Annotated in this window: 1 protein-coding gene and 1 pseudogene; both read right to left on the reverse strand. The window is 62.0% G+C overall.

The window, feature by feature from the left end; genetic code table 11:
- Positions 1–650 (reverse strand): annotated as a pseudogene (locus tag HMPREF2924_RS11920) (hypothetical protein); the annotation flags it as partial.
- A gap of 213 nt (positions 651–863) precedes the next feature.
- Entirely contained in the window at positions 864–1,094 is a 231-nt protein-coding gene (locus tag HMPREF2924_RS11925; RefSeq protein WP_003094285.1) for a hypothetical protein, read from the reverse strand.
- Positions 1,095–1,145 lie beyond the last annotated feature (51 nt).

The raw sequence follows: 1,145 nt of genomic DNA on the forward strand, positions 1-1,145 counted from the left end.
ATGTGATCGAGGACGGTCTGCTCGAAGTTGTCCAACTCGTCTGCCACGCGAAACTTGAGGCACAGGCCAAAGCCCTCGGCGAACAACGTATCTGCGGCCTTCCGATACGACGCCTGGTCCAGCAGGCCGCGATCCTTGCCACGGCCCCAGTCCCGGTTTGTCTGGCACTCGAACAAGATGTGAGCGGGGTTCATCGCCTTCACCTGGTCGCCGGCCAGGCTGATCACTGCTTTCTCGGGATACCAGGTTCCACCGTCCCATCCGTTGAGCGCTCGTCGCCACCGGCTCATCCAGGCCTTCGGGTACTTGTTCATCGCGCAGAGCTGCCCGTCGAAGAAAGCAGTGGTGACCCCGCGGAACGCAGGTACCAGGCCGCCCACCATCGCCGCCAGTCGAGGATTCACCGGTTGGTCCGGGGCGCCGAACATGACGTCCAGCGGCCCAACGATGCCACCCTCGGCCTTGTCTCCACCGAACAATTCGCCGGCATTGATCTGGATGGTCTGGTTGCTCTTGACCGATCCTTTCCATGCAGTGCGATCACCTGCCTTGATCTCGACCAGCTCATCCAGCGGCCCCCTGGCAAAACCCATGAGAATGCCCATGAGGTAGCGAAAGCCGACAGTTTGCGCTTTGCTACGGCCGCCCATTGCTCGCCTCCGCACGTGCGTGGTTGACCAGGCGCAGGGCCAGTTCGTCACCGGTAGCCTCAAGCACCGATGCCGGCACTCCCTCGGCAACGAACCGGTGCCAGTCCAAGCCATGGGCATTGAACCAGGCGCGCGCACCGGATACGCAGTAACCCGGCCGGCAAGTCAGCCCCGGTACACTGCGCAGATGCGCTGTTGTGATGATCAGATCCGTCACTTCTTCGACCCCTTCGATTTGACTGCCTGCATCCGCTCGTGACCGGTCCCGAGGACGATCCAGTCCTCGATCCACACATCGCCGAAGATCACGTAGTGGCCGGTGCCGTCCTCGGTCTGCGGAAGATCTTCGGAAGTCAGCGCCTCCGGTTTCGGCTTCGGCGCTTTCGCAGAAGTAGCGCTGCTGATCAGATACGACGCGACCAGAATCGCGATTTGCACCCACATGGATGACTCCTACCACCAGGGATCGCCGTCGAACGGCGACTTGCCCGGAAG

The sequence above is a fragment of the Pseudomonas sp. HMSC063H08 genome (genome assembly GCF_001813645.1).
In the GTDB taxonomy this organism is placed as follows: Bacteria; Pseudomonadota; Gammaproteobacteria; order Pseudomonadales; family Pseudomonadaceae; genus Pseudomonas; species Pseudomonas aeruginosa.

Coding starts and splice junctions, on each gene's coding strand:
- HMPREF2924_RS11925 (WP_003094285.1), bottom strand. CDS start 1,094: ATGTGGGTGCAAATCGCGATTCTGGTCGCGTCGTATCTGATCAGCAGC.